The organism is Schumannella soli (assembly GCF_006517435.1).
In the GTDB taxonomy this organism is placed as follows: domain Bacteria; phylum Actinomycetota; class Actinomycetes; order Actinomycetales; family Microbacteriaceae; genus Schumannella; species Schumannella soli.
Genome location: NZ_VHQG01000005.1, coordinates 301,583 through 327,205 on the forward strand (window position 1 = coordinate 301,583; position 25,623 = coordinate 327,205).

17 protein-coding genes are annotated in these 25,623 nt (G+C 72.4%); 12 read left to right on the forward strand and 5 right to left on the reverse strand.

Going from position 1 to position 25,623, the window contains the following annotated elements; all coding sequences use genetic code 11:
* The first annotated feature begins 108 nt into the window (after positions 1-108).
* On the forward strand, positions 109-1,863 hold the full coding sequence (locus FJ657_RS16455) for a PH domain-containing protein (RefSeq protein ID WP_141164794.1): 1,755 nt from the start codon (positions 109-111) through the stop codon (positions 1,861-1,863).
* Entirely contained in the window at positions 1,860-2,591 is a 732-nt protein-coding gene (locus FJ657_RS16460; RefSeq protein WP_141164795.1) for a Rossmann-like and DUF2520 domain-containing protein, read from the forward strand. The genes FJ657_RS16455 and FJ657_RS16460 overlap by 4 nt, the downstream gene beginning before the upstream one ends.
* Before the next feature lie 33 nt (positions 2,592-2,624).
* Here FJ657_RS16460 and FJ657_RS17465 read toward each other — a convergent pair whose 3' ends face one another.
* Positions 2,625-5,861, reverse strand: a complete 3,237-nt coding sequence (locus tag FJ657_RS17465) for a DEAD/DEAH box helicase (protein WP_255447406.1) — start codon at positions 5,859-5,861, stop codon at positions 2,625-2,627.
* Between the two features lie 265 nt (positions 5,862-6,126).
* On the opposite strand from FJ657_RS17465, the gene panC reads away from it, so the two are divergent.
* The 6 genes from panC to FJ657_RS16490 all read left to right on the forward strand — a co-directional run bounded on the left by panC (position 6,127) and on the right by FJ657_RS16490 (position 11,039).
* Positions 6,127-7,020 carry a pantoate--beta-alanine ligase gene (gene panC / locus FJ657_RS16470; RefSeq protein WP_141164796.1) on the forward strand — a complete coding sequence of 298 codons (894 nt, stop codon included), beginning with the start codon at positions 6,127-6,129 and terminating at the stop codon, positions 7,018-7,020.
* A 26-nt stretch (positions 7,021-7,046) separates the two neighbouring features.
* Entirely contained in the window at positions 7,047-8,603 is a 1,557-nt protein-coding gene (gene lysS / locus FJ657_RS16475) for a lysine--tRNA ligase (RefSeq protein WP_141164797.1), read from the forward strand.
* A gap of 83 nt (positions 8,604-8,686) precedes the next feature.
* Positions 8,687-9,289, forward strand: coding sequence for a hypothetical protein (locus tag FJ657_RS16480; RefSeq protein ID WP_141164798.1), 603 nt, complete (start codon positions 8,687-8,689; stop codon positions 9,287-9,289).
* 4 nt (positions 9,290-9,293) lie between these two features.
* Positions 9,294-10,487: a hypothetical protein gene (locus FJ657_RS16485; RefSeq protein WP_141164799.1), complete on the forward strand. Its 1,194-nt coding sequence runs from the start codon at positions 9,294-9,296 to the stop codon at positions 10,485-10,487.
* A 41-nt stretch (positions 10,488-10,528) separates the two neighbouring features.
* On the forward strand, positions 10,529-10,675 hold the full coding sequence (locus FJ657_RS17135) for a hypothetical protein (protein ID WP_181409021.1): 147 nt from the start codon (positions 10,529-10,531) through the stop codon (positions 10,673-10,675).
* Between the two features lie 169 nt (positions 10,676-10,844).
* A complete protein-coding gene (locus FJ657_RS16490; protein WP_141164800.1) occupies positions 10,845-11,039 on the forward strand; it encodes a hypothetical protein in 195 nt (64 codons plus the stop codon).
* A gap of 23 nt (positions 11,040-11,062) precedes the next feature.
* Here FJ657_RS16490 and FJ657_RS16495 read toward each other — a convergent pair whose 3' ends face one another.
* Both FJ657_RS16495 and FJ657_RS16500 read right to left on the reverse strand, forming a co-directional pair.
* Positions 11,063-11,293, reverse strand: coding sequence for a helix-turn-helix domain-containing protein (locus tag FJ657_RS16495; RefSeq protein ID WP_141164801.1), 231 nt, complete (start codon positions 11,291-11,293; stop codon positions 11,063-11,065).
* A 67-nt stretch (positions 11,294-11,360) separates the two neighbouring features.
* Positions 11,361-11,573, reverse strand: coding sequence for a hypothetical protein (locus tag FJ657_RS16500; protein ID WP_141164802.1), 213 nt, complete (start codon positions 11,571-11,573; stop codon positions 11,361-11,363).
* A gap of 193 nt (positions 11,574-11,766) precedes the next feature.
* On the opposite strand from FJ657_RS16500, the gene FJ657_RS16505 reads away from it, so the two are divergent.
* From FJ657_RS16505 to FJ657_RS17140, 4 genes are all read left to right on the forward strand, one after another.
* Positions 11,767-14,256: an ATP-dependent Clp protease ATP-binding subunit gene (locus tag FJ657_RS16505; RefSeq protein ID WP_141164803.1), complete on the forward strand. Its 2,490-nt coding sequence runs from the start codon at positions 11,767-11,769 to the stop codon at positions 14,254-14,256.
* A gap of 159 nt (positions 14,257-14,415) precedes the next feature.
* The gene (locus tag FJ657_RS16510; protein WP_141164804.1) at positions 14,416-14,925 is read left to right on the forward strand and encodes an amino-acid N-acetyltransferase; all 510 of its coding nucleotides are present in this window, start codon (positions 14,416-14,418) and stop codon (positions 14,923-14,925) included.
* 113 nt (positions 14,926-15,038) lie between these two features.
* The gene (locus FJ657_RS16515) at positions 15,039-15,665 is read left to right on the forward strand and encodes a hypothetical protein (RefSeq protein WP_141164805.1); all 627 of its coding nucleotides are present in this window, start codon (positions 15,039-15,041) and stop codon (positions 15,663-15,665) included.
* 291 nt (positions 15,666-15,956) lie between these two features.
* Positions 15,957-22,829, forward strand: coding sequence for a glycoside hydrolase domain-containing protein (locus FJ657_RS17140; protein WP_219995947.1), 6,873 nt, complete (start codon positions 15,957-15,959; stop codon positions 22,827-22,829).
* Between the two features lie 147 nt (positions 22,830-22,976).
* Here the strand turns inward: FJ657_RS17140 and radA are convergent, their stop codons facing one another.
* Both radA and FJ657_RS16545 read right to left on the reverse strand, forming a co-directional pair.
* A complete protein-coding gene (radA, locus tag FJ657_RS16540) occupies positions 22,977-24,332 on the reverse strand; it encodes a DNA repair protein RadA (RefSeq protein ID WP_141164806.1) in 1,356 nt (451 codons plus the stop codon).
* A 327-nt stretch (positions 24,333-24,659) separates the two neighbouring features.
* Positions 24,660-25,436, reverse strand: coding sequence for a hypothetical protein (locus tag FJ657_RS16545; protein WP_141164807.1), 777 nt, complete (start codon positions 25,434-25,436; stop codon positions 24,660-24,662).
* Between the last annotated feature and the right edge of the window lie 187 nt (positions 25,437-25,623).

Below are 25,623 nucleotides of genomic sequence, written 5' to 3' on the forward strand. Positions count from 1 at the left end.
GGCGGGCCGGCGGCTGACGGGCCGGCGGCTGACGGGCCGGGCGCCGGTTCGCCGTCAGCCTCGGACGACTCCGCCGCGGCGCCGGGCGGAGCTGTCCCGGGCGCGGTCGTGCCCGACGGGGAGCTCGCCGACGACGAGTGGCACCGCCTGCATCCGGCCACACCTCTGCTGCGCGGCGGACTTCTGCTGATCGCGGTCGGCGGCTTCCTGTTCGCGCAGTTCCGCGAGCGGCTGCTCGATTTCGTGATCGGGATCGCCGACGGCCGCGGACAGCGCGGCGGCGGACCCGGTCGCGACGGCGACCCGCTCGACTGGCTCATCCGCTCGGGTTACGTGCCGCTCGCGCTGGGTGCGCTCGTGCTGCTGGTGCTCGTCGTGATCCTGCTGTTCTGGCTGTCGTGGCGCATGCACACCTACCGCGTCACCGCCGAGCTCGTCGAGGTGCGCAGCGGGGTGCTGTTCCGCACCCACCGCAAGGCGCGGCTCGACCGCATCCAGGGTGTCGACATCGCGCGACCCGTGCTCGCGCGGCTGCTCGGTGCGGCCAAGTTCGAGGTGCAGGTGGCCGGCGACGACGCCAACGTGAAGCTCGACTACCTGCGGTCGCGGGATGCAGATGAGCTGCGCCTCGAGATCCTGCGGCTCGCGTCGGGGGTGCAGGCGGCGAAGCGGGCGTCGGCCGGCGGCAGTGCGGGCGGTGCCGGCGGCGGCGGCGCGGCGGGCATTCCGGGCGCCCCGGCGACCGCGAGCGCCCGCCTCTCCGGCTTCGTCGACGATCGCGTTCAGGAGTTCCTCGCGCCCGAGCTCGACCCGAACGCGGCGCCGCCGCAGTCGGTCGTCGAGATGTCGGCGAAGCGGCTCGTCGGCTCGACGATCGCCAGCGACGCGACGCTCTGGCTGCTGCTGCTCATCGCCGGCAGCATCGTGACCGTCGCGCTCAGCGGCGAGTTCTGGATCCTCTTCACGGCGGTGCCGCTCGTGCTCGGCTTCGGCTCGTACCAGGTGCGCAAGGTGATCAAGTTCCTGCGGTACACGATCGCGTCGACCGAGCACGGCATCCGCGTCGGCTACGGCGTGCTCGCGACGGCGAACGAGACGATCCCGCCGGGGCGCATCCACTCGATCTCGGTCAACCAGTCGCTGATCTGGCGGCCGTTCGGCTGGTGGCACATCCGCATCAACCGGGCCGCGCGCTCGGGGCACGGCGGCAACGGCAACCAGCAGCAGCAGCAGAACGCGATCGTCCTGCCCGTCGGCAGCCGCGACGACGCGCTGCGCGTGCTGCACCTGCTGCTGCCCGGCCACGACGCCGACGAGCTGCTGCCCGTGCTCGCGAGCGGATTCGGTCGCGACCGCGGCGCCGGCGACTTCACGACCTCGCCGCGGCGGGCGGCCGTGCTGCGCTGGTTCTCGTGGCGTCGCAACGGCTTCGGTTACCTCTCCGACGCGGTGCTGCTGCGCCGAGGCGCGATCTGGCGCGAGCTGGTGATCGTGCCCTTCGCGCGCGTGCAGAGCGTCGCCGCGTCCCAGGGTCCGCTCACGCGGGCGCTGCGCCTCGGCGTGGTCGACGTGCACACGGTGCAGGGGCCGATCTCGGCGCGGCTCGGCGCACTCGACGTGCGGGATGCCGAGGCGCTGTTCGCGCATGTCGCCGCCTCGGTCGTCACGGCGGCCGCCGGCGACACCACGCACCGCTGGGGCGTCGCGGCCGCGGCCGGCGCGCCGCCGCTCGTGATCGACCGTGCTGGTGCTGGTGCTGGTGCGGTTTCTCAGGAGGGCGCCCCGGCATCCGCCGCTTCGGCAGCAGACGAACCGGATTCTGCCGACAAGCGTGTGCGGGGCGAGCCGGAGGAGCGCGCATGAGCGGCATCGGAACCCCGCCCGACCGCCGCTCGGGTCGCCTCGGCGTCGGGATCGTGGGCGCCGGACGCGTCGGCCCGGTGCTCGGCGCGGCGCTCGGCGGCGCCGGCCACGCGATCGTCGGCATCAGCGCCGTCTCGCAGGAGAGCCGTGATCGGGCGGATGCGCTGCTTCCGGGGGTTCCGGTGCTGCCGGTTCCCGAGGTGGTCGAGCGCAGCGAGCTTGTGATCCTCGCCGTGCCCGAAGACCAGCTCGCCGAACTCGTCGCCGGGCTGGCCGCGACCGGCAGCTGGCAGCCGGGGCAGCTCGTGCTGCACACCGCGCCCGGTCACGGCACCGCCGTGCTGGCGCCCGCGATGGCCGCCGGCGCGATCCCGCTGGCGCTGCATCCGGCGATGGCGTTCACCGGCACGAGCCTCGACCTCGCCCGCCTGCAGGAGAGCTGGGCCGCCGTCACGGCGCCCGCCCCCGTGCTGCCGATCGCCCAGGCGCTCGCCGTCGAGATGGGCGCCGAGCCGATCGTCGTGCCCGAGCAGGACCGGCCCGCCTACGCCGAGGCGATCGCGACCGCATCCTCGTTCTCGACCGCGATCGTGCAGCAGTCGATCGGACTGCTGCGCGGCATCGGCGTCGAGGAGCCCGGCCGGCTGCTCGGCCCGCTCGTGCGCTCGGCCGTCGACAACGCCCTGCGCGGCGCCGCTCCCGCGCCGGTCGAGCCGCCGCGCGACTGACGCACGACGTGGATGCGGCGGAGCCGCCGCGGATCAGGCGAGCAGGCCGCGCAGGTCGTCGGCGGTGAACGGCGCCGAGAACAGCTCTCCGTCGTCGACGACCTCGTCGAAGAGGCGGCGCTTGGCCGCGCCGAGGGCGAGCACCTTCTCCTCGATCGTGTCGTTCGCGACGATGCGGTAGACGTTCACCGGCTTCGTCTGGCCGATGCGGTGGGTGCGGTCGATCGCCTGCTCCTCGGCCGCGGGATTCCACCACGGGTCGAGCAGGAACACGTAGTCGGCCTCGGTCAGGGTTAGTCCGAAGCCGCCGGCGCGCAGGCTGATCAGGAACACGGGGGCGTCGCCCTCGCGGAAGCGCCGGATGACGTCCTCCCGCCGCAGCGTCGACCCGTCGAGCTGCTCGGTCGCGATGCCGGCCGACTCGAGCCGCGCCCGCACGAGCGACAGGTACGAGGTGAACTGACTGAAGACGAGCGCGCGGTGCCCCTCCGACCGCAGCTCGTCGAGCTGCTCGACCAGCGCATCCAGCTTCGCCGAGGGGATGCCGGGGACGGCTCCGGCGGCCCGGGGCCGAGCGGCGGCGACCTCGGCCGCTCGCGCGGCGGCCCGCTCCGCCGCGGCGCCGTACGGCGGCGGCTGGGGCGTCGCATCCAGCGCACCCAGCTCGTCGTCGATGAGCCGCGGGTCGAGCGCGAGCAGCCGCAGCAGCGTGAGCGAGCGGAACACGATGAAGCGGTTGCGGTCGAGATCGTCGACGAGCCCGAGCAGCTTCTGGCGTTCGCGCTGCAGGTAGCGGTCGTAGAGCGCGCGGTGCTCGGGCGAGAGGTCGACGCCGATCACCTGCTCCTGTTTGGGCGGCAGCTCGCTCGCGACGGCCGCCTTGGTGCGGCGCAGCAGCAGCGGGCGGATGCGGTGGCGCAGCTCGTCGATCCGCTCGCTCTTCGCGACCTTGATGTAGCGCTGGTCGAAGCGGATGCGCGAGGGGAACAGCCCGGGCGCGACGAGCCGGAACAGCGCCCACACGTCGAGCAGGCTGTTCTCGAGCGGGGTTCCGGTGATCGCGTAGCGCACGGGCGCATCGAGCTCGGCGACGGTCTGGTGGATCTGCGACGCCGGGTTCTTCACGAACTGCGCCTCGTCGAGCCAGACGGCGTCCCAGCGGCGGGTGGTCAGTCGGGGTCGGCGTCGTCGGTCCGGCACGCCGGGATGCACAGCCCCGCCGCCGTCGAGGCGCAGCACCGCGTAGGTGGTGACGACCACATCCACGTCGTCGGGTACGGGTGCCCGCGTGCTGTCGACGACGGCGACGCGCAGCCCCGGGGCGAAGCGGGCGAGCTCGGCCGCCCAGGTGCCGATGACCGACGACGGGGCGACGACGAGGTGCGGGGGAGCGGTGGAGGCGGCGGGTGCGGCGGCCGAGCGGCCGTCGGCGCCGTCCGAGCGCGCGTCGGCGCCACCCGAGCGTGCGTGCACCATGAGCGCGATCGCCTGCACGGTCTTGCCGAGCCCCATGTCGTCGGCGAGCACGCCGCCGAGCCGGTGCTGCCAGAGGTGGGCGAGCCAGCGGAAGCCGTCGAGCTGGTAGGGCCGCAGCTCGGCCGTGAGCTCGAAGGGCGCATCGATCGGCCGCGGCGCGGTGCGCAGCGCGGCGGCGGTCGCCCGCCAGTCGAGCGCGTCCGGCTGCTGGTCGGCGAGGTCTTCGAAGGGCTCGAGCAGCGTCGCGCGGTAACGGCTGATCCGCGGTCCGGTCTCCCACTCATCCAGCTCGGCGCCCTCGTCGATCAGCTCGCGCAGCCGGTCGAAGAGGGGCTGGTCGAGGTCGAGGTAGCTCTTGTCGACCATGAGCATCTTCGTGCGGCCTTTGCTCAGCGCGGCGAAGAGCTTGGCGAGCGGAACCGTGTACTCGCCGACGGTGACCACGAAACCGAGGTCGAGCCAGTCGTGGTGCTCGCTCTCGACCGCCGTGAGCTTCAGCTCGGGCGTCTCGGTGCGCCGGCGGTAGGCGGGCCGGGTGCCGGTCTCGACGACGCGGATCCCGTCGAGCTTCAGCTGCGGGATGCGCTCGGCCGTGAACTCGGCGGCGTCGACCCCGCGCAGCAGCGGCGGCACCTCGGCGGGCACCGGTGCGCTCGCGGGATCGCGCGGCTCGCGCAGCTCGCCGAACCACGTCTCCCAGCGGGTGACGATGCGGTCGCGCGCGCCGTGCTCGACGATCAGCACCGCTTCGTCGCGCAGCTCGGGCAGGGCGAGTCCGACGCCCTCGACCGCGATGCGTCGGGCGAGCCGCGGGAACCAGGCGCGCCAGAACTCGTCGGCATCGGCGGCGGGGATGCGCACGGTTCCGCTCCGCAGCGCTTCGGCGGCGCCGACGGGGGAGTGGCGGCGGGTCGGCGCCGACGTGGAGGCGGATCCGGAGAACGATCCGGAGGCGGTTGAGGGCGTCGCGGCGAACGGCGCCAGCAGCACGCTCGCCAGCGCCGGGGCCTTGCCGCTCTTCGCGGGCGTGCGCCCCGCATCCCAGACGTAGAGCCCCTGCTCGCCGAGCAGTCCGCTCGGGGCGACCTCGGCGCCGTCGACGCGGGCGACGGGATGGACGATCACGCCGGTCGCCGCGCCGCTCGCCCCGTCGGACGTCGCGCTGCCACCCCCGCCCCGCGCATCCCGGTCGGGCAGGATCTCGACGGTCACGTCGGCGGCGCCCGCGAGCCGCACCTCGCCATCGCCACCGCGCACACCGCCGGCGAAGCGGATGCCGAGCTGCTGCGCCTCGGCGAGCAGCGGCCAGAGCACCGGCCCGGCGAGGTCGTCGAGGTACAGCCAGTCGGGTTCGTGGGCGCGATAGCCGTCGGAGCCGGCGCGGTGCAGCGCGGCGAACTGCCCGAACCAGCGCACCTGCGCGGGGTCGAGCCGCAGCCGTTCGACTGTGAAGCCGAGCGAGCCCCAGCCGACGGATCCGGTCGTCCAGTTGCCGGTCGCGCTGCGCAGCGCGGGCCGCACGGCGAGCCGGTGCTCGCGCCCGGGTTCGAGCGCGGCGGCGGGCTCGGCCTTCGGGGCCGTCCACTGGCTGCCGGTGCGCGTGATCGCCCGCAGCTGGAACAGCAGCGCGAGCTCGGCGTTCGGCGGCGGCGGGATGCTGGGCCCGGCCGCGCCAGCCGCGGCAGCTGTGCCCGACCCGGCGCCGCCCGCCCGCGCACCGCCCGTGCCCGATCCGTTCGCCCCGCCCCGCCCGAGCCGCGCGCGCCAGTCGGCGGAGGGCTCGGGATCGATCACGCCTTCATGCTGACACGCGCCGCCGACGTCGGCGGCGCGCAGTCAGATCCCCCGCGCCTCCGTCAGCGACCACGACACGAGGGCGCGGGTCGTGAGCAGCAACGCCGCCGCGAGCACGGCGAAGGCGAGAGGAGCCCAGGGCGCCGAGCCGCGCGCACCGCTCCTCCTCATCCCGGGCCGGAGCACGCCCGCGTCGACTGCGACGCACGCTACGCGCGAAGCTGACGCGAACTCGCCTGCTCCCAGGCGACTACCATCGTTCCCCGTGCCCGCCGCATCCGACCGCCCCGAGGTGATCACGTCGATCGCTGCTCTGCGCGAGCGCTTCCCGGCCGGAACCACCGCCCTCGTGCCGACGATGGGGGCGCTGCACGCGGGGCACGTCGCGCTCGTCGATCACGCGGCCGCACTCGCCGGCGAGACCGGCGGCGAGGTCGTGGTCTCGATCTTCGTGAACCCGCTGCAGTTCGGTCCGAACGAGGATCTCGCGCGCTACCCGCGCGACCTCGACGCCGACCTCGACACGCTCGCCGGGCACGGCGTCGCGGCGGTCTTCCACCCGGACGTCGAGGAGATGTACCCGGCCGGTCCGTCGCAGACGCGCGTCACCGCCGGCGAGGTCGGCGGTCTGTGGGAGGGCGCGAGCCGCCCCGGCCACTTCGACGGGATGCTGACTGTCGTCGCGAAGCTGCTCGGCATCGTGCGCCCCGCCGTCGCCGTGTTCGGGCAGAAGGATGCGCAGCAGCTCTTCCTGGTCGAGCGCATGGTGCGCGACCTCGACATCCCGAGCCGCATCGTCGGCGTCGACACGGTGCGGGCGGATGACGGACTCGCGCTCTCCAGCCGCAACCGCTACCTCGGCGACGACGAGCGCATCGCGGCCCGGGTGCTCAGCGCGGCGCTCGCCGCGGCCCGCGCGACGGCCGCCGACCCCGCGCTCCGCCCCGCCGCATCCGCCGTGCGCGCCGCCGCCGAGGCGGTGATCACGGCCGAGCCGCTCGCCGCCCTCGACTACCTTGGGATCGTCGACCCCGCCACGTTCCTCCCGGTCGACGACGACTTCCGGGGCGAGGCCCGCGTGATCATCGCGGCGAAGGTCGGTCCGGCCCGTCTGATCGACAACGGAACCCTCGAGCTCCGCCCCGGCACCACCGCCTGAACCGCCCGCGAACCGAACTGAGAAGCATGACCTCCGAGCGCGACGCCCAGCCCACCGCATCCACCGACGCACCGGCCGCAGACAGCGCGCCCGAGACGAGCGCGCCCGAGACGAGCGCCGAGGAGATCGCCGAGCAGAAGGCCGTGCGTCTCGCCAAGCGCGAGCGCCTCATCGCCGAGGGCGACGAGGCCTACCCGGTGAGCCTGCCGATCACGACCACGATCCCCGAGCTGCGGGCGCGGTTCGGCGACATCGAGGCGGATGCGAGCACCGGCGAGCAGGTCGGCGTCGCCGGCCGTGTCGTGCACCTGCGCAACACGGGCAAGCTCTGCTTCGCGGCGCTGCAGTCGGGTGACGGCAGCCGCATCCAGGCCATGATCTCGCTCGCCGAGGTCGGCGAGGAGTCGCTGCAGCGCTGGAAGGAGCTCGTCGACCTCGGCGATCACCTCTTCGTCGCCGGCGAGGTCATCTCGAGCCGCCGCGGTGAGCTCAGCATCATGGCGACCGGGTGGCGCATCGCGTCGAAGGCGATCCTGCCGCTGCCGAACCTGCACTCCGAGCTGAGTGAGGAGACGCGGGTGCGCCAGCGCTACCTCGACCTGATCAGCCGCGAGCAGGCGCGCCAGGTCGTGCAGACCCGCGCGACCGTCATGAAGAGCCTGCGCAGCACCTTCGACGCCCGCGGCTACACCGAGGTCGAGACGCCGATGCTGCAGACGATCCACGGCGGCGCGAGCGCCCGTCCGTTCTCGACGCACTCGAACGCCTTCGACACCGAGCTGTTCCTGCGCATCGCGCCCGAGCTCTACCTGAAGCGCGCGGCGGTCGGCGGCATCGACCACGTGTTCGAGATCAACCGCAACTTCCGCAACGAGGGCGCCGATTCGACCCACAGCCCCGAGTTCGCGATGCTCGAGGCGTACCAGGCCTATGGCGACTACGAGTCGATCGCCGAGCTGACGCAGACGCTGATCCAGGATGCGGCGCGCGCCGTGTTCGGCTCGACGACCGTGATCCTGCACGACGGCACCGAGTTCGACCTCGGCGGCGAGTGGCGGCGCATCCGCATGTACGAGTCGCTGAGCGAGAACGCCGGCGTCGAGATCACGCCGCAGACGAGCGTCGACGAGCTGGCGAAGCTGGCGGCGAAGCTGGATGTCGAGGTCAAGACCCCGACGCACGGCAAGTACGTCGAGGAGCTGTGGGAGCACTTCGCGGGCGACGACCTCGTGCAGCCGACCTTCGTCATGGACTTCCCGCTCGACACGAGCCCGCTCGTGCGCGAGCACCGCGACACCCCCGGCGTCGTGGAGAAGTGGGACCTCTACACGCGCGGCTTCGAGCTGGCCACCGGCTACTCCGAACTGGTCGACCCGGTCATCCAGCGCGAGCGCTTCGTCGAGCAGGCGAAGCAGGCCGCGCGCGGCGACGACGAGGCCATGCGCCTCGACGAGGAGTTCCTGCGCGCGATGGAGCACGGCATGCCCCCGATGGGCGGAATGGGCATGGGCATCGACCGCCTGCTCATGGCGCTGACCGGCCTCGGCATCCGCGAGACGATCCTGTTCCCGCTGGTCAAGTAGCCACCGTGACCGCGCGCAGCCGCCGCCACGCCGGGCACCCGTCCCCATCGTCGCGCGGCTGAGCCGTGCTCGATACTGAGCACATGACTGATCCGGCCTCGTTCCCTCCGCTCGTCGTCGGCACCGACATCACGGCCGTGCGGCGGGCCTTCCGGCCGTCGCTCGTGATCGCCGGGATCGGATTGCCGCTCACCCTGTTCGGCGCGGTCGCCGTCGCGGCGCTGACCGCATCCACGATGTCGGTCGGGTCGACGAGCGGCTTCGGCTCCGGATTCGCGATCGGCATGCTCGCCGGCAGCGGCCTGCTCTTCACTTCGCTGTTCTTCATCTACACGCTCGTGCGGTTCTCGTCGCTGCTCGCGGTGCGCGTCGCGGTCAAGCGGCCGCTGATCCTCGACGCGAACGGGATGTCGTGGACCGCGGACTGGGGCGAGCTGTTCCTGCCGTGGGCGGCGGTCGCGGGGGTCACGGTGCGCGACGGCGGGCGTCGCCGCATCGTCAGCTTCCTTCTCGACCCGGCGGCGCATCCGGATGCCCCGGGCGTGCGCAGCGACGTGACTCCGGGCCAGTGGCGGCAGATCGCGCGCAACGGCCTGCGTCTCGGTTCGGTGGGCATCGACACGCCCATCGAGACGGTGCTCGCGGCCACGGCCGCGTTCAGCGGCGGGCGGCTGGTCGCGCGTTGACCCGATGACCGCCACCTCCTCCGACCGGCTGGCCCGCGATCGCGCCGTCGGCCGCGTCGCCGCGGTCGCATTCGCGATCGCGGTGGGATGCGCGCTGCTGGTCGGCCCGATCGGGTCGACGATCGGCGGCGTGCTCGGCCTCGGCCCGCTGCCGTGGCCGTTCTTCCTCGCGGTCGCCGTCGCCTTCGGCGTGCTGACGGTCGTGACCTGGGCGCCCGGTCGCCGCAACGTCGGATCCCGGGCGCAGGGCCGAGTTCTGCTCGGCATCTCGCCGGGTCTGGTCGCCTTCGCGGCCGCGAGCTGGGGCCTGACCTGCTTCCTGACCGCCGGGCGCGTGCCGATCGGCGTCTCCGGTTCCCCCTACGCGGTGATCGCGCTCCTCGCCTTGGCGATCGGCGTCGTGGCCGGGGCGCGCACGAAGTCGCCCACGCCGAAGCCTCCGCCTCCGGTGCGTCGCCGCGTGCTGACGAAGCTGCCGCGCTTCGCCTTCGACCGCTTCACCCCGGCCGCCGCCGGCTTCTCGCTGGATGCCCCGCCCGAATGGATCGAGGTGCAGCGCCTCGCCCGCCCCGATCCGTGGATCGCGCACGTCGTCGGCGAGATCGAGCAGGCCCAGCCGACCGGCTTCACGGATGCCGAGCGCACCGCCGTCACCACGGCGCTCGCAGCGGCGTGCGCGCGGTGCACGGCCGAGGGCGTCGACGGCTTCCTCGGCTTCGCCGGCTGGGATGCGCCCGTGCTGGCCACGGCCCGCGTCGTCGGTCGCGAGGAGCGCGGCGCGCGCACGCCGGGGGAGTGGATGACACGGGGCGACGGTCGTCCGGCTCCGCGCATCCACTCGTTCACCACCCGCAGCGGGATCACCGGCCGGTCGGCGTACCGGCAGGTCGGCCCGGTGCCCGAGCCGATGGCTGGCGCGCCTGCACACCGCGCAGAGCCGCTGCTCGCGGATGGCCCGGGTCGCGCCGACTTCGCCTTCGAGGTCGACGACGAGCTGTTCGTGCTGACGCTCGAGATGCCGAGCTGGTCTCAGCTGCGTCGGGTTCTCGAGGATGCGAAGCGCCTCGCTCGCAGGGTCGATCACGGCGCGGTCGACCACGGCGCAGTCGACCACAGCGCGGCCGACCACGGCGCAGCCGACCGGAAGCCGACCGCGAAGCGGAGCCGTGCCGGCGGCGCCCGGAAGCCGAGAGCGTAAGCGCGCGCCGAGAGTCGCATCCGCGCGGTTAGGGTTGCGGGGTGAGTGATCTGAACGGCCCGGGCGGCGACAAGCAGCCGCAGAAGCCCTCGATGGCGCGCATCCTCATCTGGGTCGGCGTCGCCGCCGTGGCGGTGTGGCTGATCATCTCGGGCATCTCGGGCATGATCGCCCGCGGAGACCTCTGACGTGGATCGCAAGAGCTCGCGCTTCATCGCGATCGCCGGCCTCGTGGTGATCGTCGCCGTGGTCGCCGTCGCGTACGCGCTCGGCGTCGGGCGCTGACCCGGCCCAGCCGCCGAGCAGCGCCGACCGCCGCCGGGCCGACGCGCATCCTGCCCGGGTTATCCTGAGCGCATGACCCCCTGGAACACCGCGCTGCTGTCGATCCTGCCGACGCTCGTGGTCGGGGGCATCTTCTGGTTCACGATCCGCGCGATCATCCGCGCCGACCGCACCGAGCGCAAGGTCTACAGCCGCATCGAGGCCGAGGAGCGTGCGAAGCTCGGCCTGCCGCCCGTCGCCGAGAAGGCGGCTCCGCCCGCGAGCTGAGCCCGCCGGCGCGGAGATCCCGCTCAGCGGACGACGAGCAGCTCGCCGACCTCGCAGTCGAGCGCGTCGCAGATCGCCGTCAGCGTCGAGAAGCGGATCGCCCGCGCCCGGTCGTTCTTCAGCACGCTGAGGTTCACGATCGAGACGCCGACGAGCTCGCTGAGCCGGGTGAGCGTCATCCCGCGTTCGGCGAGCAGCTCGTCGAGTCGGCAGTGGATGCGCCCCGCCTCCTCGTCGGGCTCGGCCGGCGCCATCAGCCCAGGCCCCGGGCGGCGAGCGCCTCCCGGACGCCGAGGCGGCGCGTCGGCGCGGTGGCGCCCATCACACGAGCCCGTCGCTGTCGCGCTCGGCGCGTTCGGCGCGGGCGCGCTGCTCGGCGACCTCGCGTTGCAGTCGCGCGCGCTCCGGGTCGGGCGCGACGCGGCGCGCGACGACCCGTGCGAGCAGGACGATGCCGACGATGATCGCGGCGAAGAACAGCAGCACGCCGATCACCAGCATGAGGTGCCATCCCACGAAGGAGTTGCCGAACATCCCGTCTCCCTTTCTTATCGATCGTCGATAACATAACGACTATCGATATGCCGCGCAAGGTCCCGGTCGCTCGACACGACGCCGCGCGCAACCCGGTCACGCCCACGGCGAACAGGGGCAGGAAGGGCCGTACCCGCTGGTTACTCTCTTTCGTATCGGCGCCGCCTCCGTGTGCGGCGCCGGAGGAGTGGACATGTTCGAGAGATTCACCGACCGGGCCCGACGGGTCGTGGTGCTCGCCCAGGAAGAGGCGAAGCTTCTCAACCACAACTACATCGGCACCGAGCACATCCTTCTGGGCCTCATCCACGAGGGCGAAGGCGTCGCCGCGAAGGCACTCGAGAGCCTCGGCATCTCGCTGGATGCCGTGCGCGAGCAGGTGCAGGACATCATCGGCCAGGGTCAGCAGCAGCCGACCGGCCACATCCCCTTCACCCCGCGCGCCAAGAAGGTGCTCGAGCTGAGCCTGCGCGAGGCGCTGCAGCTCGGTCACAGCTACATCGGCACCGAGCACATCCTGCTCGGGCTCATCCGCGAGGGCGAGGGCGTCGCCGCTCAGGTGCTCGTCAAGCTCGGCGCCGACCTGAACCGCGTGCGCCAGCAGGTCATCCAGCTGCTCAGCGGCTACCAGGGCAAGGAGCAGGTCGCCGTCGGCGGCAACGACCAGGCCCCCGACAAGGGATCGCAGATCCTCGACCAGTTCGGGCGCAACTACACGCAGCTCGCCCGCGACGGCAAGCTCGACCCGGTCATCGGGCGCGAGAAGGAGATGGAGCGGGTCATGCAGATCCTCTCCCGCCGCTCGAAGAACAACCCCGTGCTGATCGGCGAGCCCGGCGTCGGCAAGACCGCCGTCGTCGAGGGCCTCGCCCAGGCGATCGTGCGCGGCGACGTGCCCGAGACGCTGAAGGACAAGCAGCTCTACACGCTCGACCTCGGCTCGCTCATCGCCGGATCCCGCTACCGCGGAGACTTCGAGGAGCGCCTCAAGAAGGTCACCAAGGAGATCCGCACCCGCGGTGACATCATCACCTTCATCGACGAGATCCACACGCTCGTCGGCGCGGGTGCCGCCGAGGGCGCGATCGACGCGGCCAGCATCCTCAAGCCGATGCTCGCCCGCGGCGAGCTGCAGACGATCGGCGCGACCACGCTCGACGAGTACCGCAAGCACTTCGAGAAGGATGCGGCCCTCGAGCGCCGCTTCCAGCCGGTGCGCGTCGAGGAGCCCTCGCTGCCGCACACGATCAACATCCTCAAGGGCCTGCGCGACAAGTACGAGGCCTTCCACAAGGTGTCGATCACGGATGGCGCCCTGGTCGCGGCGGCGAACCTCGCCGACCGCTACATCCAGGACCGCTTCCTGCCCGACAAGGCCATCGACCTGATCGACGAGGCCGGCGCGCGCCTGCGCCTGTCGATCCTGTCGGCCCCGCCGGAGCTGCGCGAGTTCGACGACAAGATCGCCGAAGTCCGCGTCGGCAAGGAGTCGGCGATCGAAGACCAGGACTTCGAGAAGGCCGCGAGCCTGCGCGACGAGGAGAAGAAGCTGCTCGGCGAGCGGCTGCGCCTCGAGAAGCAGTGGCGTTCGGGTGACGTGGCCGCGAGCGGCACCGTCGACGAGGGCGTCATCGCCGAGGTTCTGGCGAACGCGACCGGCATCCCCGTGTTCAAGCTCACGGAGGAGGAGTCGAGCCGCCTCATCTTCATGGAGAAGGCCCTGCACGAGCGGGTCATCGGCCAGGAGGAGGCCATCTCGGTCCTCGCCAAGACGATCCGCCGCACCCGCGCCGGACTCAAGGACCCGAAGCGCCCCTCGGGCTCGTTCATCTTCGCCGGCCCCACCGGCGTCGGGAAGACCGAGCTCGCCAAGGCGCTCGCCGAGTTCCTCTTCGACGACGAGGGTGCGCTGATCTCGCTCGACATGTCGGAGTACGGCGAGAAGCACACGGTCTCGCGCCTGTTCGGAGCCCCTCCCGGGTTCGTCGGCTTCGAGGAGGGCGGCCAGCTCACCGAGAAGGTGCGCCGCAAGCCCTTCAGCGTCGTGCTCTTCGACGAGATCGAGAAGGCGCACCCCGACATCTTCAACTCGCTGCTCCAGATCCTGGAGGAGGGACGTCTGACGGATGGTCAGGGTCGCGTCGTCGACTTCAAGAACACCGTGATCATCATGACCACGAACCTCGGCACGAAGGACATCACCGGCGGCCCCGTCGGCTTCACGCTCGAGGGCAACACCGAGAACAGCTACCGGGCCATGCGCGCCAAGGTGGTCGAGGAGCTGAAGAAGCACTTCAAGCCGGAGTTCCTGAACCGCGTCGACGAGACGATCGTGTTCCCGCAGCTCTCGCAGGACGAGCTCAAGCAGATCGTCGGCCTCTTCATCAAGCGCCTGCAGGACCGCCTGCTCGACCGCGACATGACGATCGAGATCTCGGAGCTCGCCCGCGAGGAGCTCATCAAGATCGGATGGGAGCCGACCCTCGGCGCCCGCCCGCTGCGCCGCGCGGTGCAGCACGAGATCGAGGACCGGCTCTCGGAGGAGATCCTGCACAACCGCCTCGTCGCGGGCGACCACGTGCAGGTCGACTTCAAGGACGGCGAGTTCACCTTCGCGACCGGGCGTCAGCCGGGCCGCGAGCTCACCGAGGCCGCGGCCGCGATCGAGGGCTCGGCCTCCTAGGCCGCGTCGGGCCGTTGCGGCCCGCGGCGCGAGCCGCGCATCCACTCCCGGGCTCCGGCTCGAACCACAGGGGCGGGGATCTTCGGATCCCCGCCCCTGTCGTGCATCCGGGCATGCCTGCGGCATCGGCCACCCTCGCGCCGGTTCTAGGCTGGGTCGGTGCCCTCCGAGTTCCAGGTGCGCCGCGCGCGCACGAGCGACGTGCCCCGCATCCTCGAGCTGATCGAGCCGCTCGTGCAGTCGCGCATCCTGCTCGGCAAGGAGCGCGTCGTGCTCTACGAGGCGGTGCAGGAGTTCCGGGTCGTCGAGGCGCCGGACGGCGAGCTGCTGGGATGCGGCGCCCTGCACGTCATGTGGGAGGACCTCGGCGAGGTGCGCACCCTCGCGGCCGCCGACGGCATGCGCGGCCGCGGTGTCGGGCACGCGCTGCTCGAACGACTCGAGGCGGACGCGCTCGAGCTCGGCCTGACGCGGCTGTTCTGCCTGACCTTCGAGACCGACTTCTTCCAGCGCCACGGCTTCACCGAGATCGGCGAGGGCGTGGTGCCGCCCGAGGTCTACGCCGAGCTGGTGCGCTCGACCGACGACGGCGTCGCCGAGTTCCTCGACCTCGCCCGCGTGAAGCAGAACACCCTCGGCAACACGCGCATGCTCAAGACGCTCGTCTGAGCGCGGCGGCGTGCCGTGACCGTGATCGCGTGCCGCGCATCCGATTCCTGGGGGCTTGAGCGAACCGCGCGTGCCCTGCGGGGCTGGGCGAGCGGCGGGCTTACCCTGAGCGCATGTCGACGCCCGAGCACCCGCGTCCGCTGCCGCCGGAGGTCTACCGCCGTCGCCGACTGCTGGTGTTCGGCGGTCTCGCGGTCGTCATCGTCGTGCTGGCGCTCATCCTCTGGCCTCGCGGCGGCGGTGACGCGGCCGGCGGCAAGAGCCCCTCGCCGTCGCCGACCGTCTCGAAGGGGCTCGCCGACCTGAACCCCAGCGGCAAGGCCTCGGGTGCCGCCGCCACGACCTGCTCGCCGTCGGCGATCACCGTCACCGCCGTGCTCGACAAGACCAACTACGGCGCCGACCAGCAGCCGCAGATGTCGATGACGATCACGAACTCGAGCGCGACCGCCTGCAGCGTGGATGTCGGCACGGCCGCTCAGGAGTTCACGATCACCTCGGGTGAGGACCGCATCTGGGATTCGAAGGACTGCCAGACCGATCCGACCAACGACGTCCGCACGATCGATGCCGGGCAGTCGCTGAGCACGGCGGCGCTGCCGTGGGAGCGGGTGCGTTCGGATCCGTCGACCTGCGACCAGACGAACCGCACCCCGGCGACCGGCGGCGGGGCGACCTACCGCCTGCAGGTGAAGCTCGGCGCGATCCAGTCGGAGCAGCTGCTCTTCGTGCTCGCCTGAGCGTTCCGGGCGCGGGATCCTCACGTCCAGACTGACACCTGACGGTCCCGCGCCGTCCACTGTCCGTCATCTGTCGTTCATCTGACGCGGGCACTGTCGTCGCGAGCCACCCGGCCGCGACCCCGATCGCGCTCGGACGACTTCGACGCCCGACTCTGGTGCTGAACCCTGCTCATGGGTATGGTTCACACCATGACAGCGCTGTCACCCGCTCCGGCGGGCGCGCGTCGCACCACCAGCACCACCACCATCTCGGCGTCGCGCCCGTCGCGGCCACACGAAGGAACCCCCGTGTCGCTCCAGCACGTCCTGCCCGCTCCCGCGCGCGCCCTCGCCGGCGTCGTCGCTTTCGCGATCGCCGCCGGCGGCGCCCTCGCCGTCGGCCTGCCGGCCGGCGCCGCTCAGGCCGCGCCCGCGCCGACCGACTACGCCTCCTACGTCGACCCATTCGTGTCGACCGCGGCCGACGACGGCAACGACCTCCCCGGTGCGCAGGCGCCGAACGGCCTCGCCAAGGTCAACCCGATGACGGTGCCGAACCGCAACCACTCGGGCTACGACTACACGCAGAGCAAGATCGCCGGCTTCACCAACACGAACCTCGACGGCGTCGGCGGCTCGGGCGGCGGCGGCGACATCCTCGTCGTCCCGACCTCGGTCGACTACACCTCGCGCCCCAGCACCGGCTCGTACGCGCACAGCTTCTCGCACAGCGACGAGGAAGCCGCGCCCGGCTACTACCGCGTCGGCCTCGACGCGATCGCCGGTAAGGACGGCGCCGTCACGACGCCGGGCGGCACCATCCAGTCGGAGCTGACTGCGACCACCCGCACGGGACTGCACCGCTACGCCTTCCCGGCCGGGTCGGCGCCCTCGCTCGTGGTCGACCTCGCGAACAACTACACGAGCCGCACGGCCTCGTCGCTGACCGTGACGAAGCTCGCCGACCAGCGCGCCGCGATCTCGGGCCGCATCGCGGGCTCGTTCAACGGCGCCGCCTACCAGCTCTACTACTACGCCGAGACGACGAAGCCGGTCACCTCGGTGCAGACCTGGGGCGCCGCCGGCGCGGCCCTCAGCTCGGCCACGACGCAGGACGGCGTCGACACCGGTGCCGTGCTGAAGTTCGCCACGGCGGATGCCGCCGACGTCGAGCTGCGCGTCACCCTCTCGCCGATCAGCGCCGACCAGGCCCGCATCGACCAGCAGGCCGAGATCGCCGGCGCCACCTTCGACCAGGTGCGCGCCGCCACCCGCGCCGTCTGGAACGGCCGTCTCGGCTCGGTCGACGTGACCGCCTCGACCACGAGCGACCCCGACGGCTCGCTCACGAAGCTCTTCTACACGCACCTGTACCGCATGTTCGCGCTGCCGATGAACGCGACCAGCACCTCCGGCACCTACCGCGGCGTCGACGGCGCCGTGCACCGCGCCGAGGGCTTCACCTACTACGACGCGTGGTCGTCGTGGGATGACTTCCGCAAGTACTCCGTCTTCGCCTACGTCGCGCCCGAGATGTACCGCGACATGGTGCAGTCGCTGATCTACCTCTTCGCCGACTCGGCATCCAGCGGAACCGCGCTCAGCTCGGCCGTGCACTCGGTGCCGACCGTGCGCTGGGAGCGCTCGTCGGTCATCATCGCCGATGCGATCTCGAAGGGCTTCACCGGCTTCGACCGTCTCGGCGAGGCGTATCCCGCGATCGACACCCTCGTCGGCCGCTACACCGGCGCCCAGCTGCGCGCCGGCTACATCGCGAACGACCCCGGCAACAGCGTGCAGCGCGGCTACGACCAGTGGGCGCTCGCGATCATCGCCGACGCGCTCGGCCGCACGGATGACGCGACGAAGCTGCGCGAGCAGGCCGCCTTGCCGATCGCGAACCTGATCAAGCCGGGCGCGTTCACCGCGGCCGACGGCACCCAGGCCGGCCTCCTCACCCCGCGTGACGCGAACGGCAACTGGACCAGCGTCGACTACGAGCGCTTCGAGGCCGCGAGCCTCTACCAGGGCACGCTCTGGCAGTACAACTGGTACGACGCCTACGACATGGACGGCCTCATCCAGGCCATGGGCGGCACCGACGCGACCCGTCTCGCGCTCGAGCACATGTTCGGCGAAGACCGTCCGAACGACGGCAAGGGGATGCTGCACTCGAACGCCAACGAGATCGACCTGCAGGCGCCCTACCTCTTCAACTACGTGGGCGAGCCGAGCCTGACCCAGAAGTGGGTGCGCTCGATCTACACGAAGGAGACCTGGAACCGGTACATCGCGACCGGCAGCACGGGCGAGGCGCCGAGCGCGAACGGCGAGTTCACCCCGCCGATCAAGACCAAGGTCTACAAGCTCGACCCGGCCGGCTTCCTGCCGACCATGGACAACGACGCGGGCACCATGTCGACGATGTTCGTCGCCGCATCCATCGGCCTGTTCCCGGTGACCGCGGGCTCGTCGCAGTTCCAGATCGGCTCGCCGTTCTTCGACAAGACCACGATCAACTACGCGAGCGGACGCAGCTTCAGCGTCAGCGCGAAGGGCGTCAGCGCCGACGACTACTACGTGCAGTCGGCCACGCTGAACGGCGAGGCCTTCGGCAACACCTGGCTCGACTACGCGGATGTCGTGGGCGGCGGCAGCCTCGACTTCCAGATGGGCGCGACGCCGTCGAGCTGGGGATCGACGACGGCGCCGGCCTACTCGCTGAGCACGGCCGATGAGGGCGGATCGCAGCCGGGCGCCGCGACCGTCGCGGTCGACGCGAACACCGTGCAAGCGGCCGCGAACGGCGCCGTCGACGGCACAGTCACCATGACGCTGAGCGGAGGCCGCTTCGCCGGCGCCGCCGGCACGAACCTCACCGGCTCGGGCGCCGCGACCGTCGCGGGCCTGCCCGCCGGCCTCGCCGCCGACGTGACCGTCGCCGACGCGACCTCGGTGCGCATCCACGTCACCGGAACCGCGACCGAGGCCGCGCGCTTCTCGATCGGCTTCGCCGACAGCGCCTTCGCCGATGGCCTGACGGCCCGCGAGGTGACCGGACCCGGACTCTCGAGCCGTGACCCGCTCATCGTCTCGGTCGCCTCGGCCGAGCGCGTCGCGCTGCAGCAGCTCATCGACCAGGCTGCGCTCGTGCGCCCCGGCAACTACTCGGCCGCGAGCTACCGCGCGCTGACCTCGGCGCTCGAGAACGCGCGCACCGTCGTCGACGCGGCCACCGCCTCCACCGCCGACCTCCGCGCCGCCGCCGACCGCCTGAACGGCGCGATCGCGGGCCTCGCGCTCGACCAGGGCGCCTACCGCACCCTGCAGGCCGAGGCCTCCGACGCCTGGTCGGCCGGTCAGCTCAAGAACGAGAGCTTCCAGTCGGGCGGCAACCTCGGCGGCGTGACCACGGGCTCGTGGGTGCGCTACGACGACCTCGACTTCGCCGGGGCGTCGCCGCAGAGCGTCGCCATCCGCTACTCCAGCAGCGCCTCGAGCACGGGTGCGCCGAGCCGGGTGGATGTGCGCGCGGGCGACGCGAACGGACCGATCGTCGCGACCGCATCCCTGCCCGGCACGAACGGCTGGGGCAACTACACGACCGTGACCGTCGCGATCACCGACCCGGCCGCACTGGCCGCCGCGAAGCAGGCGTCGTTCACCTTCACCGCGCCCTCGGGCCAGCAGTGGGTGTCGAACTTCGACTGGTTCCAGTTCTCCACCGACCCGGTCGGCGGAGCCCCGGTGACCACGATCAAGCTCACCGCGCCCAACGCCACCGCGACCGGCGGCGGCTCGCTCGCCCTCAACCTCGCGAACGGCAAGTTCGAGAACGTCACCAACGGCGCCTGGGCGCAGTGGAACGGCGTCGAGCTCGGATCCGGCGTCGTGAAGGTGTCGGTCGAGTACGACAAGCCGCAGTCGCGCGCCGCCGCCGACTCGGCGATCGAGCTGCGCCTCGGCTCGCGCACCGGAACCGTCGTCGCCAAGATCGCGCTGCCCTACACGGGCAGCGGATGGGGCACGACCGGCACCGCGACCGCCGACCTCGACCCGGCCGTCTTCGCCGGCACTCAGACCGTGTTCGCGGTCTTCACCTCGACGACGCAGAACTCGAACCAGCCCTACGTCGCCAACGTGAACTCCTTCGAGCTCATCCCGAAGCCGGCATCCTCGTCGGTCGCGAACGAGCTCGAGGCCGAGAAGTGGGTGACCAAGAGCACCGCCGACCTCAAGAGCGAGAACAGCACCTGGAACAACGCCGGGCCCGTCACCAACCTCGGCGGCACCGCGAACGGCGCCTGGCTCGACTACGGCACGCTCGACTTCGGCGACAAGGCGGTGACCGCGATCACGGTGCGCTACGTCAACAACTCGAGCCGTGTCGGCGACAACACCTCGATCGACGTCGTGCTCGACGGCTATGACCCGGCGAAGCTCGGCACTCCGGCCGTCAACATCCCGCTGCCCGTGACCGGGTCGTCGTGGAGCGCCGACGGGACCGTCACCGCGAAGCTCGCGGCGCCGATCACCGGCAAGCACAGCGTGCAGCTCGTGTTCCACACCACCCCGGCGGCGAACCGGCCCTACGCCGGCAACGTCGACAAGCTCGTCTTCGAGCGCGGCATCGTGACGACCGGCCTCGCGGCCGCGATCACGGCGACCGAGGGTCTCGCCGCCGACGGCGCGCGCTACTCGGCGATCGACTTCGCTGTGTTCCAGCGCGAGCTCGCCGCGGCGAAGAAGCTCCTCGCCGCGCCGACGACGCAGAGCGCCGTGGATGCCCAGGCCCGCAGCCTGCGCCTCGCCGCCGGCCAGCTCGTGCCGGTGTCGAGCATCCGACTGGATGACGCCATCGCCCAGGCGGCGGCCATCGACGCCGACCGCTACACGGCGGACTCGTTCGACGCCGTCGCGTCGTCGCTCGCCGCGGCGAAGCGCGTCGCGGGCGACACCGCGGCGAGCGACGCGGACCGTGACGCGGCCACGGCGGCCCTGACCGCCGCGCTCGCCGGGCTCGTCGTGAAGCCGGCCGCGGCCCCCGCCGCCCCGGTCGCCGCCTCGGCGGTCGCGGCCGACTCCAGCGTCACCGTGCGCTGGGCCGCCGTCATCGACGCGACCACCCCGGTCACGAGCTACCTCGTCGACCTCGACGACAGCCACCAGGTGACGGTGGAGGCGAGCCAGACCTCGGTCGTCTTCACCTGGCTGAAGGCGGGCGAGACGGTGCGAGCGCGGGTCACCGCGATCAACGCCGCGGGCGCCTCGACGCCCACCGAGTGGACGACGCCGGTCGTCATCGGCGCCCCGGCTCCGGCGGCGAACCAGCCGCGCGTGGCCGCCGCCGGTGCTTCCGCTGACGGCGCCGCCGCATCCGCCTCGCCGTTCGCGGCCAGCGCGCTCGCGGCCGGCTACAGCTCCGACGCCTGGCCCGCCACGTCGAACGGCAAGGACTACCTGGTCAACCTGCTCAGCGGCGTCAGCACGCTCGGCACCGACGTGCTCGGCGCGAACAAGGCCCTGCCCAACTCGGCCGCGGTGACCGCCGCGAACGACCAGGTCGCCATCCGCATCAACAACTCCGCCTCGACCGCGCAGGTGAAGAAGGCCGAGATCGACGCCGACAACAGCCCCACGGTCACCATGGCCGACGGCTTCGGCTCGCGTCTCGGCTCGCTCTACCTGACGGCCCTCAACGGCGGCAAGCTGCCCAAGACCTCGGCGCTGTTCGGCCGGGTCACGCAGGGTCTCGACTCGACCGGCACGGCGAAGGACACCTACAACTACCTGCGCCCCTACGTGCGCCTGGGCTTCGTGGGCGACGGCGGACGCATCTACGAGTCGAGCAACGGCTCATACGCGGGGCTCGCCGGCAACGGCTCGTTCCCGAGCGGCCACACCTACTCGGGCTACGTCACCGGCACCCTGTTGGCGACCCTGCTGCCCGAGCTGGCGCCGCAGATCCTCGCCCGCGCCTCGGAGTACGGCGACAACCGCATCGTGCTCGGCTTCCACTACCCGATCGACGTGATGGGCGGACGCATGGCCGCGCAGGCGACGATCGCGCACCGCTGGGCCGACCCCGAGTTCGCGGCGCTCATGACCGAGGCGCACCAGGAGCTCGAGAGCGTTCTCGGCGCCGCCTGCACCGACGGCGGCTACGGCGACGACCTCAACGCCTGCGCCGGCGCGCTCTACGACGGCCTCGACGACACCGCGGCGACGAAGCTCTACACCGAGCGCCTCAGCTACGGCCTGCCGCAGAACGGCGTCGCCGGGCAGAAGATCACGGTTCCGGATGACGCGGTCGCGCTGCTGGCCTCCTCGTTCCCCGAGCTGAACGACGCGCAGCGCCGCCAGATCCTCGAGCAGACCGCCCTCGACTCCGGCTACCCGCTCGACGTCACCGCGCAGGGCGACGCGAGCTGGCAGCGCATCGACCTGGCCCGGGCGATGACCGCGAAGTACACGCTCGACGCGGCCGGAAACGTCACGGTCGGCAGCGGCGTCTCCGACACGGATGCGTCGATCGCGGCGGTCGCCGACCTCCGGGTGGCCGGCGTCACGCTCGACGGCTTCGACCCGAGCATCCGCACCTACGTCGTCGACTGGCCGACCGGGCACGCGCTGCCCGCCGTCTCGGCGAGCGCGAGCGTCGACGGCGCCTCGGTGTCGGTGACCTCGGGGGCTGCTTCGGCGGGGCGCTCGGCGGCGGGTCCGTCTGGATCGTCGGCGCGCACGCTGTTCGCGGCGGCGACGACCCAGGCGCTGCTGCAGGCTCCGCTCGCGGCGGCCACGGATGCGCGCACCGTCACGGTCACTTCGGCCAACGGGCAGCACGCGCAGCAGTACACGGTGCTGTTCAACGTGACGGCCGACGACCACCTGCCGGCCGCGGTCGACCCCGGCGCGGGCGACCCGGGCGACGGCGGGCCGGGCACTGGTGAACCGGGAACGGGGACGCCGGGCACGGGGACGCCGGGCACCGGCTCGGGCGGCACCGGAGCGGGCTCGATCCAGCCCGCCGCGGGCGGACGCGGATCGGCGGCCGGCGACGACCTCGCCGCGACCGGCGTGAGCGGACTGCCCGAGGCTCTCGCTGCGGCGCTGCTGCTGCTCGCGGCCGGCGCCGGGCTCGTCATGGCGCGTCGCCGCCGCGCGGCTCGCGCCGGAGCCTGACGCCCCGCACCTCGCGCGGACCACACCCGACCCCATGCCACGACGATCGGTCGCAACGCGCCGTCATCCGCAAACCGGAACGGCGCGTTGCGACCGATCGATGGCGTGCCCGCGGGCGACAGATCCAGCGCGCGAACGCGCCGTCGCCTAGAACTCGGGGATGTCGGGGCGCGGCTCGGCGACCGCGTTGCGGAAGGCGCGGCCCAGGGCATCCCGCAACGGTCCGGCGGAGTTGTCGAGCAGGGTCGTGTAGCCGAGGCGGCGGCCTTCGGAGACGCGCTGCTTCGCCGAGCTGACCGGACGGATCTCGCCCGCGAGCGAGATCTCGCCGACGGCCGCGAGCTCGTGCGGCAGCGCCTTGTCGCGGTAGGCGCTCGCGATCGCGAGGGCGATCGCGAGGTCGGCGCCGGGTTCGGTGAGCCGGATGCCGCCCACGGTCGAGACGTAGACGTCGGCGGCCGAGAGCTTGAGCCCGCACCGGCGCTCGAGCACCGCGAGCAGCATCGCGACGCGCGAGGCGTCGACGCCGTTGACGACGCGGCGGGGCTGCGGCGCCTGCGAGCCGACGATGAGCGCCTGCACCTCGACCGGGATCGCTCGGCGGCCCTCGACCGCGATCGTCACGCAGGTGCCGCTCACGGGCGTCGCCGCACGCGAGAGGAACAGGCCGGAGGGATCCGGCACCTCGGCGATGCCGTCGCCGGTCATCTCGAAGCAGCCGACCTCGTCGGTCGGGCCGAAGCGGTTCTTGAGCGCGCGGATGAAGCGCAGCGCGGTCTGGCGGTCTCCCTCGAAGCTGCAGACGACATCCACCAGGTGCTCGAGCAGCCGCGGGCCCGCGATCGAGCCGTCTTTCGTGACGTGGCCGACGAGCAACACCGGCAGGTCGCGCTCCTTGGCGACGCGGATGAGCGTGCCCGCCACCTCGCGCACCTGCGCCGGCTGGCCGGCCGCGCCGTCGCTCATCGCCGACGACACCGTCTGCACCGAGTCGACGATGAGCAGCTGGGGCTTCACGGCATCCACCTGGCCGAGGATCGTCGCCAGGTCGGTCTCGCTCGCGAGGTAGAGCTCGTCGTGCAGCGCGTTCGTGCGCTCGGCCCGCAGGCGCACCTGGTTCGCCGACTCCTCGGCGCTGACGTAGAGCACGCGCGCGCCCGCGCGGGCGGCGCGGGAGGCGACCTCGAGCAGCAGGGTCGACTTGCCGACGCCGGGTTCGCCGCTGAGCAGGATCGCCGCGCCGGGGACGACGCCGCCGCCCAGAACGCGGTCGAACTCCGCGATGCCGCTCGCCGAGCGCCGCACCTCGGTCGTGCCGAGCTGCGTGATCGGACGGGCGACGCGGGCGTCGCTCACGCGGGCCGGCGCGACGGCGGCGCGCGGCGCATCCCGCTCGACGACCGTGCCCCAGGCCTGGCATTCCGGGCAGCGGCCCATCCACTTCGCGCCGCCCCAGCCGCACTCGGAGCAGACGTAGGCGGAGGGAACTGCGGGGCGGGCCATGCCCTCAGGCTAGGCGGCACCGCCGACGTCGGGCGCGCGCCGTGCACAGGGGGCGTGCTGCAACTCGGAGGGGGAGGCGGATGCTTCGAGACCACGAGGAGGCCGCCGGCGTCGGGTGGGGCATCCACCTGCCGACGACGACGGCCTCCTTCGCGTCGGGCGGCGCGGACCCCCGTCCGCCCGGCGCGCCCTCCCGATCCTCATCAGGGAGGGCTCCGCTTCTCGTGGGCCCTTCGTGCGCGACCGGCCGTGGGGGAGATGTGCCGGCCGCGCACGCGCGGCTCGCGGGGAGCGGAAGTGTTGAGTTGTGCGGATGCCGGAGCGGCGTCAGCTGTCGGAGGTGCCCGAGCTGCTCGACGAGGACGAGCTGGAGCCGTCGGAGCCGGAGCTCCCCGAACCGGAGTCCGAGCTGCCGGAGCTGCCCGAGTCCGAGTCCGAACCGCTGTCCGAGCCGGAACCCGATCCGGAATCGCCCGAACTCGACCCCGGCGCGCTCTGGCCCGGACCACCCTGGCCGAAGCCGGGCCCAGCCTGTCCGGAACCCGGACCGAAGCCGTTCTGCGATCCGCCCGAGCCGTCCGAACCCGAACCGTCCGAGCTCTGCCCGGAGCCGTCCGAACTCTGGCCAGATCCCGAGCCCGGACCGCCCTGCCCGCCGAAGCCGCCGCCGTATCCGGTCGTCGAGTCGGGCCCGAACTGCCCGGCGTTGACGGCATCCACCCCGCGGGGCACGCCGTAGCCGATGAGGCCGCCGGCGACGCCGCCGACGACGAGCGCGATCGCTGCGGCGGCGGCCGGCACCCGGTAGCGCTTGGCTCTCGACGAGAGCGTCAGCGTGGGGCCGGCCACCGCCTGCGGGAGCGGCGACGGCGCGCCGGGAGCTTCGGGCATCACGGTCGTCGGCTGCTCGTCGGCGATGCCGGTCGGCTGATCGCCGTCCGTCGTCGCCGCCACCGAGCCGACCACCTGCGGTGCCTCGCTCTCCGGCGCGACCCCGGTCGGCGGCTGCACTCCGCTCTCCGGGGCGGTGTCGCCCACCCGGGTCTCGGGCTCGATGGCGGCGTCCTCGACCGGTTCACCATTCCGGCGGTCCTGCTCGTCCATGTCTGCCTCCGAGATCCTCGCCCGTCGATCGGGCATGTCCTGAAGATAGAAACGGAGTCTGTGCCGTTCCTATGGTCCCGGTGCATCACCGCCCCGAGCCCCGTGAGCAGACTCTCAATGAGTGGATGCGCGCCACCCTGACACGCGAGTCGCCCGCTTCCGCGGCATGTCGGATGCGACACACCGC

What these genes read in the sequence shown, in the direction of transcription:
- FJ657_RS16515 (WP_141164805.1), top strand. Translation starts at nt 15,039, where the DNA reads ATGTCGACGCCCGAGCACCCGCGTCCGCTGCCGCCGGAGGTCTACCGC.
- radA (WP_141164806.1), bottom strand. Translation starts at nt 24,332, where the DNA reads ATGGCCCGCCCCGCAGTTCCCTCCGCCTACGTCTGCTCCGAGTGCGGC.
- FJ657_RS16490 (WP_141164800.1), top strand. Translation starts at nt 10,845, where the DNA reads ATGACCCCCTGGAACACCGCGCTGCTGTCGATCCTGCCGACGCTCGTG.
- FJ657_RS16480 (WP_141164798.1), top strand. Translation starts at nt 8,687, where the DNA reads ATGACTGATCCGGCCTCGTTCCCTCCGCTCGTCGTCGGCACCGACATC.
- FJ657_RS16500 (WP_141164802.1), bottom strand. Translation starts at nt 11,573, where the DNA reads ATGTTCGGCAACTCCTTCGTGGGATGGCACCTCATGCTGGTGATCGGC.
- lysS (WP_141164797.1), top strand. Translation starts at nt 7,047, where the DNA reads ATGACCTCCGAGCGCGACGCCCAGCCCACCGCATCCACCGACGCACCG.
- FJ657_RS16460 (WP_141164795.1), top strand. Translation starts at nt 1,860, where the DNA reads ATGAGCGGCATCGGAACCCCGCCCGACCGCCGCTCGGGTCGCCTCGGC.
- FJ657_RS16495 (WP_141164801.1), bottom strand. Translation starts at nt 11,293, where the DNA reads ATGGCGCCGGCCGAGCCCGACGAGGAGGCGGGGCGCATCCACTGCCGA.
- FJ657_RS16485 (WP_141164799.1), top strand. Translation starts at nt 9,294, where the DNA reads ATGACCGCCACCTCCTCCGACCGGCTGGCCCGCGATCGCGCCGTCGGC.
- FJ657_RS16505 (WP_141164803.1), top strand. Translation starts at nt 11,767, where the DNA reads ATGTTCGAGAGATTCACCGACCGGGCCCGACGGGTCGTGGTGCTCGCC.
- FJ657_RS16545 (WP_141164807.1), bottom strand. Translation starts at nt 25,436, where the DNA reads ATGGACGAGCAGGACCGCCGGAATGGTGAACCGGTCGAGGACGCCGCC.